This window comes from Mycobacterium sp. 1423905.2 (assembly GCF_001673155.1).
Classification (GTDB): Bacteria; Actinomycetota; Actinomycetes; order Mycobacteriales; family Mycobacteriaceae; genus Mycobacterium.
Window position 1 is genome coordinate 1 of sequence record NZ_LZLE01000040.1, and the last position, 7,161, is coordinate 7,161.

Annotated in this window: 7 protein-coding genes; 3 read left to right on the top strand and 4 right to left on the bottom strand. The window is 65.9% G+C overall.

What is annotated here, in order from left to right; translation table 11 throughout:
• A partial coding sequence (locus A9W95_RS02620) for an NAD(P)H-dependent glycerol-3-phosphate dehydrogenase (protein WP_067409092.1) occupies positions 1-890 on the bottom strand: 890 nt, incomplete at its 3' end.
• 101 nt (positions 891-991) lie between these two features.
• On the opposite strand from A9W95_RS02620, the gene cofC reads away from it, so the two are divergent.
• The 3 genes from cofC (at position 992) to A9W95_RS02635 (ending at position 4,962) form a co-directional block, all read left to right on the top strand.
• The gene (cofC, locus tag A9W95_RS02625) at positions 992-1,642 is read left to right on the top strand and encodes a 2-phospho-L-lactate guanylyltransferase (protein ID WP_067409087.1); all 651 of its coding nucleotides are present in this window, start codon (positions 992-994) and stop codon (positions 1,640-1,642) included.
• A gap of 92 nt (positions 1,643-1,734) precedes the next feature.
• On the top strand, positions 1,735-3,936 hold the full coding sequence (locus A9W95_RS02630; protein ID WP_067409088.1) for an RNA degradosome polyphosphate kinase: 2,202 nt from the start codon (positions 1,735-1,737) through the stop codon (positions 3,934-3,936).
• Between the two features lie 81 nt (positions 3,937-4,017).
• Positions 4,018-4,962 carry an NUDIX hydrolase gene (locus A9W95_RS02635; protein ID WP_067409089.1) on the top strand — a complete coding sequence of 315 codons (945 nt, stop codon included), beginning with the start codon at positions 4,018-4,020 and terminating at the stop codon, positions 4,960-4,962.
• Positions 4,963-5,021: 59 nt separating this feature from the next.
• Here the strand turns inward: A9W95_RS02635 and A9W95_RS02640 are convergent, their stop codons facing one another.
• The 3 genes from A9W95_RS02640 to A9W95_RS02650 all read right to left on the bottom strand — a co-directional run.
• The gene (locus A9W95_RS02640; protein ID WP_067409090.1) at positions 5,022-5,690 is read right to left on the bottom strand and encodes an HU family DNA-binding protein; all 669 of its coding nucleotides are present in this window, start codon (positions 5,688-5,690) and stop codon (positions 5,022-5,024) included.
• 216 nt (positions 5,691-5,906) lie between these two features.
• Entirely contained in the window at positions 5,907-6,503 is a 597-nt protein-coding gene (gene leuD / locus A9W95_RS02645; protein ID WP_067409091.1) for a 3-isopropylmalate dehydratase small subunit, read from the bottom strand.
• Positions 6,504-6,526: 23 nt separating this feature from the next.
• On the bottom strand, positions 6,527-7,161 hold a 635-nt coding region (locus tag A9W95_RS02650), incomplete at its 5' end, for an aconitase family protein (RefSeq protein ID WP_253851539.1).

Below are 7,161 nucleotides of genomic sequence, written 5' to 3' on the forward strand. Positions count from 1 at the left end.
GCCAGCGCCAGGATCGATTCGCAGGACGTGACGCCCTCGACGACGTGGCCGTCCCGGCCGTGCAACGCCGACTCGATGGACTCGCCGCGGCCCAGTCGTTCGCCCAGCGACCGGTTGCGGGAATGCCGCGAGGTGCAGGTGGCCACCAGGTCTCCGACCCCCGCCAGGCCGGCCAGGGTCGCGCCCTTGGCGCCGAGCGCCAGCCCCAGCCGCATGATCTCGGCCAGCCCGCGGGTGATGATGGCCGCGGCGGTGTTTTCGCCCAATCCCACTCCGGCGGCCATCCCGCAAGCCAGCGCGATCACGTTCTTGCAGGCGCCGCCGATCTCGGTGCCCACCACGTCGGCGTTGGTGTACGGGCGGAAGTAGCCGCTGTTGAAGAAGCGTTGGAGGGTCACGGCGCGACCGGAATCGCTGCAGGCGATGACGGTGGCGGCGGGTTGCCCCTGCGCGATCTCGCTGGCCAGGTTGGGACCCGAGATCACCGCCACCTGCGACGGGTCCACCCCGGTCACGGACACGATCACTTGGCTCATCCGCATTAAGGTGCCCAGCTCGATGCCCTTGGCGAGGCTGACCAGGGTCGCGCCCTCGGACAGCAATCCGGTCCACTGCTCGAGATTGGCCCGCATCGTCTGGGCCGGCACGCCCAGCAGCACGGTGGAGGCGCCGCTCAGCGCTTCCTGCGGATCCGCGGTGGCGCGGACGCCCGGCGGGAGCTGCGTGCCCGGCAGGTAGTCGGGGTTGAACCGGGTGGCGTTGATCTGCTCGGCCACCTCGGCACGGCGCGCCCACAGGGTGACCTCCCCGCCGGCGTCGGCGAGCACCTTGGCCAGCACCGTGCCCCATGCCCCGGCGCCCATCACCGTGACGGTTCCCGTGCCAGCCATCACCACCCCATTTCGTTTAACCGCCATCCGCAGCCGCTACACCCTAGAACAGCGACCGGCCGCCGTCACGCGATGCTCGAGCTCGCTGGCAGGATGTGCCCATGAGCGGCATACGGGCCGACAGTACGGGTGACGTCGGCTTGATCATCGCCGTCAAGCGGTTGGCCGCCGCCAAGACCAGGCTGGCTCCGGTCTTCTCCGCGCAGACCCGGGAGCAGGTCGTGCTGGCCATGCTCGTCGACACCATGACCGCGGCCAGCCGGGTGGAAGCCGTGCACACCATTACGGTGATCACGCCCGACGCGGCGGCCGCGGCCGCCGCGGCCGACCTGGGCGCCCTGGTGCTGACCGACCCGACACCGCACGACGATGCCGATCCATTGAACAGCGCGATTGCCGCGGCCGAACGAGCGTCCGCCGCCACCGTGGCCAATCTCGTTGTACTGCAAGGCGATTTACCAGCGTTACAGACACAGGAACTGGCCCAGGCGATCGCCGCGGCGCGTCAGCACCAACGCAGCTTCGTCGCCGACCGACTGGGCACCGGAACTGCCGCGTTGTGCGCCTTCGGCGCCTCGCTCGACCCGCAGTTCGGCCCGGATTCGGCAGCGCGGCACCGCCGTTCGGGCGCTATTGAGCTCACCGGCGCGTGGCCGGGGTTGCGTTGCGATGTGGACACACCGGCCGACCTCGCGGTGGCACGCCGCCTGGGCGTGGGGCCGGCAACCGCACGCGCTATCGCGCATCGCTGAGCGACGCCGCAAAGTTTTCCGGCGGGTGAATGGCTCACCAACGGGCGGTGGATGGCGGGACTTGTCGACGGTACTGCTGGCAGCAGCGCAGGGTGATGAGCAATGATCGCAAGGTGACCGATATCGAAGCCAGCCCAGAGGCAGAGGCTCGCACCGACGATAATTCGTGGGCTCCCAGCGACTCACTCGCGGCGCCACCGGCGGCGACCCCGGCCGCGATCACCGACCAATTGCCAGAGGAACGTTACCTCAACCGCGAACTGAGCTGGCTGGACTTCAACGCCCGGGTGCTCGCCTTGGCCGACGACAATTCACTGCCCTTGTTGGAGCGGGCCAAGTTCCTGGCGATCTTCGCCTCGAATCTCGACGAGTTCTACATGGTGCGCGTCGCCGGGCTCAAGCGCCGCGACCAGATGGGCCTGTCGGTTCGCTCCGCCGACGGATTGACCCCACGCGAACAACTGCGCCGCATCGGTGAGCAGACGCAGCAAATCGCCAGCCGGCACGCGCGGGTCTTTCTGGATTCGGTGCGCCCGGCGCTGGCCGAAGAAGGCATCTACGTGGTCACCTGGGCCGACCTCGATGACGCTGAGCGCGACGAACTGTCGACCTATTTCAACGAGCAGGTCTTCCCGGTGCTCACCCCGCTGGCGGTGGACCCCGCGCACCCGTTCCCGTTCGTCAGCGGCTTGAGCCTCAACCTCGCGGTGACCGTCCGCCAACCCGAAGATGGCGGACAGCACTTCGCCCGAGTCAAGGTGCCCGACAACGTCGATCGCTTCGTCGAACTTGGCGCGCAGCAGGAGGTCGACGGTGAAGTCCAGCGGGTGCACCGGTTCCTGCCGCTCGAAGAGCTGATCGCGGCGTTCCTTCCGGTGTTGTTCCCAGGCATGGAAGTGGTCGAGCACCACGCGTTCCGGATCACCCGCAACGCGGACTTCGAGGTCGAAGAGGACCGCGATGAGGACTTGCTGCAGGCCCTCGAGCGGGAACTGGCGCGCCGCCGATTCGGCTCACCGGTACGGCTGGAAGTCGCCGACGACATGACCGAGAGCATGCTGGAATTGCTGCTGCGCGAACTCGATGTGCACCCGGGTGACGTCATCGAAGTGCCGGGGCTGTTGGACCTGGCCTCGTTGTGGCAGATCTACGGTGTGGACCGGCCTGATTTGAAGGACCGCACTTTCGTCCCGGCGACGCATCCCGCCTTCGCCGAAAGGGAAACCCCCAGAAGTATTTTTGCCACCCTGCGCGAGGGCGACGTGCTGGTGCACCACCCCTATGACTCCTTCTCCACCAGCGTGCAGCGATTCATCGAGCAGGCCGCCGCTGACCCGAATGTGCTGGCGATCAAGCAGACGTTGTACCGCACCTCTGGTGACTCACCGATCGTCCGGGCGCTGATCGATGCCGCCGAAGCCGGCAAGCAAGTGGTCGCTCTGGTCGAGATCAAGGCTCGGTTTGACGAGCACGCCAACATTCAGTGGGCCCGCGCATTGGAAAAGGTGGGCGTGCACGTGGCGTACGGGATCGTCGGGCTCAAGACTCACTGCAAGACCTGCTTGGTGGTGCGCCGGGAGGGATCGATCATTCGGCGGTACTGCCATGTGGGAACGGGCAACTACAACAGCAAGACCGCCCGACTGTATGAGGACCTCGGTCTGCTGACCGCCGATCCCGACATCGGCGCGGACCTCACCGACCTGTTCAACACGCTGACCGGCTACTCCCGAAAGTTGTCCTACCGCAACCTTTTGGTGGCGCCGCACGGAATCCGCCGCGGCATCATCGAGCGCGTCGAGCGGGAGGTGGAAGCGCACAAGGAGACCGGCGAGGGCCGCATCCGGCTGAAGATGAACGCCCTGGTCGACGAGCAGGTCATCGATGCGCTTTATCGCGCATCACAGGCCGGCGTCCGCGTCGAGGTGGTGGTGCGCGGGATTTGTGCGCTGCGGCCCGGAGCGCCCGATCTCTCCGAAAACATCTCGGTGCGTTCGATTCTGGGACGCTTCTTGGAACATTCGCGGATCATCCATTTCCGCGCGATCGACGAGTTCTGGATCGGCAGCGCCGACATGATGCACCGCAATTTGGACCGGCGCGTGGAGGTCCTGGTCCAAGTCAAGGACCCGCGGCTCACCGCCCAATTGGAGGACCTGTTCGAGTCCGCGCTGGATCCGTCCACCCGGTGTTGGGAACTCGGGTCCGACGGTCAGTGGAACGCGTCGCCGCAGGACGGGGAAAGCGTCTGCGATCACCAGGTGTCGCTGATGGAGCGGCACCGCAGTCCCTGACCGCGTTCCGCGCTCAAAGTAATCCCAGGCCACTGCACTCCCCTCCAGCGGCCCGGGCCCAATTGACCTGCAGGAGTTGAGGTGTCAGACCAGAACTCGTCGGCGCGCCGGCGCTCTGGGAGCCGGACCGTCTATGCCGCCGGCGCGGTGTTGTGGCGACCCGGAGCTTCCGAATCGGCCAAGTCGATCCAGGTGGCGGTGATTCACCGCCCCCGCTACGACGACTGGTCGCTGCCAAAAGGAAAGGTGGACCCCGGTGAGACCGCACCCGTTGCGGCCGTGCGCGAGGTGCTCGAAGAGACCGGCCAGCGCGCTCATTTGGGTCGACGGCTTGCCACCGTGACCTATCCGGTCGATCAGGGCACCAAGAAGGTGCACTACTGGGCCGCGCGCAGCAACGGCGGAACGTTCGCCAGCGGCAACGAGGTCGACGAACTGATCTGGTTGCCAATTGCCGAGGCCATGAAGAAACTCGACTACGGTCAGGACCGAAAGGTTCTGCGCCGGTTCACGAAATATCCGCCCGACACCAAAACCGTCCTGATCGTGCGACACGGCACCGCCGGTGACAAGTCGCGCTTCAAAGGCGACGACGCCAAGCGACCGTTGGACAAAAAGGGACGGGCTCAGGCCGAGGCGCTGGTTGGCCAATTACTGGCTTTCGGCGCCAGCGACGTCCATTCGGCCGACCGAGTGCGTTGCTACCAGACGGTCGAACCGCTCGCCGCAGAATTAGGCGTCGCCATCACCGACGAGCCCAGCCTGAGCGAAGAGGCCTACGCCAAAAGCCCGAAACGCGGCCGGCATCGGGTACTGGAGATCGCGGCGGCGCCGGGCACGCCGGTGATCTGCTCGCAGGGCAAGGTGATCCCGGACTTGATCGAATGGTGGTGTCAGCGCGACGGGGTGCGGCCCGACAAGGCGCGCAACCACAAAGGCAGCACCTGGGTGCTGTCACTGCGGGACGGCAAGCTGCTGGCCGCCGATCACATCGGCGGCGCCCTGGCCGCCAACGTCAAGGCCTAGACGCGCGAATACCCTCCGGGCGGCATTGCTGCCAGCCGAAGGGTATTCGCGGTTAGGTGCTACTTGCGGCCGCGCCGGGTGCTCGTGGCCTTCTTGGCCGGAGCCTTGCTCGCGGTCTTCTTGGCCGCCGACGAGGTGCTCTTCTTGGCCGGCGACTTGGTCGCTGCCTTGCGGGCCGGAGCCTTCGTCGTGGTCTTCGATGCTTTGGTCGCGGTCTTCTTGGCCGGAGCCTTGGTGGCCGCCTTCTTGGCCGGGGCCTTGGTCGCCGCCTTCTTGGCGGGCGCCTTGGTCGCTGCCTTCTTGGCCGGTGCCTTGCTCGCCGTCTTCTTAGCCGCTGAAGAGGTGGACTTGCTGGCCGTCTTCTTGGCGGGCGACTTCTTGGCAGTCTTCTTGGCTGCCGCGCCGCCGGTGGAACCGCGCTTCACAGCGGGACCTTCGGACGGGAGACGCTGCGCACCAGACACAACCGCTTTGAATTGGGCTCCAGGACGGAATGCCGGGACCGAGGTCGGCTTCACCTTCACCGTCTCGCCGGTACGCGGATTGCGTGCCACCCGAGCCGCGCGGCGGCGCTGCTCGAAGACGCCGAATCCGGTGATGGTGACGCTGTCACCCTTGTGCACCGCACGCACGATCGTGTCGACGACATTCTCGACAGCGGCGGTCGCCTGCCGACGGTCCGAGCCCAATTTCTGTGTGAGTACGTCAATGAGCTCTGCTTTGTTCATCCAAACCCTCCGAAGCTAGTGGGTTCTCGTTTTTGGAACCGACTAGTGGACACGGTAAACCCTCACCCAGCAAATTTCCAAGAGCCACGCGCAATTTCACGGCCGACCGACTGCGACTTTTCGCAATCCGGTTGCCGCCCTTGGTCGGTGGCGCAGCCCCATTCGGGGCCACGGATTGGGCTCAAAGGAGGCGAAAAATCGCCTTCTTCGTACCGGTTAGGAGGCGGGCAAAGTGCGCGGCTTCCAGTCCGGGTAAGCCGCCTCGAAAGCCTCGATTTCATCGAGTTTCCGCAGCGTAAGGGCTATATCGTCGAGACCTTCGAGCAGTCGCCATGCGGTGTGATCGTCAATCCTGAACGGCAGCACCGCTGTTCCGGCGGTGATTTTTCGATCTTGAAGATTGACAGTAATTTCCAGCCCCGGGCTCTGCTCGATCAGCTTCCAAAGAAGTTCCACGCCGTCTTGGTCGACTTCGGCGGCCACCAGGCCCGCCTTCCCGGCGTTGCCGCGGAAAATGTCACCGAACCGGGAGGAGATAACCACTCGGAATCCGTAGTCCATCAGCGCCCAGACCGCGTGCTCACGAGATGATCCGGTGCCGAAATCGGGTCCGGCGACCAAGACCGTACCCCGGTCAAACGGGCTGAGATTGAGCACGAATGACGGGTCCGAGCGCCAACTCGCAAACAGGCCGTCCTCGAAACCGGTTCGGGTAACACGCTTCAGAAAGACGGCGGGAATGATCTGATCGGTGTCGACATTGGACCGCCGCAACGGCACGCCGATACCGGTGTGGGTGTGAAAGGCTTCCATCTCTTCCCCTAATTTCGCTCAGGTCAATTCAAATCGGACGGGGCGGACAGGGTGCCGCGCACGGCGGTGGCGGCGGCGACCGCCGGGGACACCAGGTGCGTACGACCGCCCTTGCCCTGCCGTCCTTCGAAGTTGCGGTTCGACGTCGCCGCGCACCGCTCCCCCGGGGCCAGCTGATCGGGGTTCATGCCAAGGCACATAGAACATCCCGCCTGCCGCCATTCGGCACCGGCCGCGGTGAAAATCTCGCCCAGTCCTTCGGCTTCGGCCTGCGCGCGCACCCGCATCGAGCCGGGCACCACCAGCATCCGTACCCCCGGCGCGACCTTGCGGTCCCGCAACACGTCGGCGACCACCCGAAGGTCCTCGATGCGGCCGTTGGTGCAGGAGCCGACGAACACCGCGTCGACAGCGATTTCGCGCATCGCCAGGCCGGGTCGAAGGTCCATGTACGCCAACGCTTTCTCGGCCGCCTGCCGCGCGGCATCGTCGGTCATCAGTTCCGGGTCGGGCACCGCGTCGTTCAACGGCACCCCCTGGCCGGGATTGGTGCCCCACGTCACGAAGGGGCTCAACGAGGCGGCGTCCAGATACACCTCGGTGTCGAAAACGGCGCCCTCGTCGGTGCGCAACTGTTGCCAGTACGCCATTGCCGCGT

Bases quoted from the DNA above. Each gene is read 5' to 3' on its own strand.
- cofC (WP_067409087.1), top strand. From the start codon at position 992: ATGAGCGGCATACGGGCCGACAGTACGGGTGACGTCGGCTTGATCATC.
- A9W95_RS02640 (WP_067409090.1), bottom strand. From the start codon at position 5,690: ATGAACAAAGCAGAGCTCATTGACGTACTCACACAGAAATTGGGCTCG.
- leuD (WP_067409091.1), bottom strand. From the start codon at position 6,503: ATGGAAGCCTTTCACACCCACACCGGTATCGGCGTGCCGTTGCGGCGG.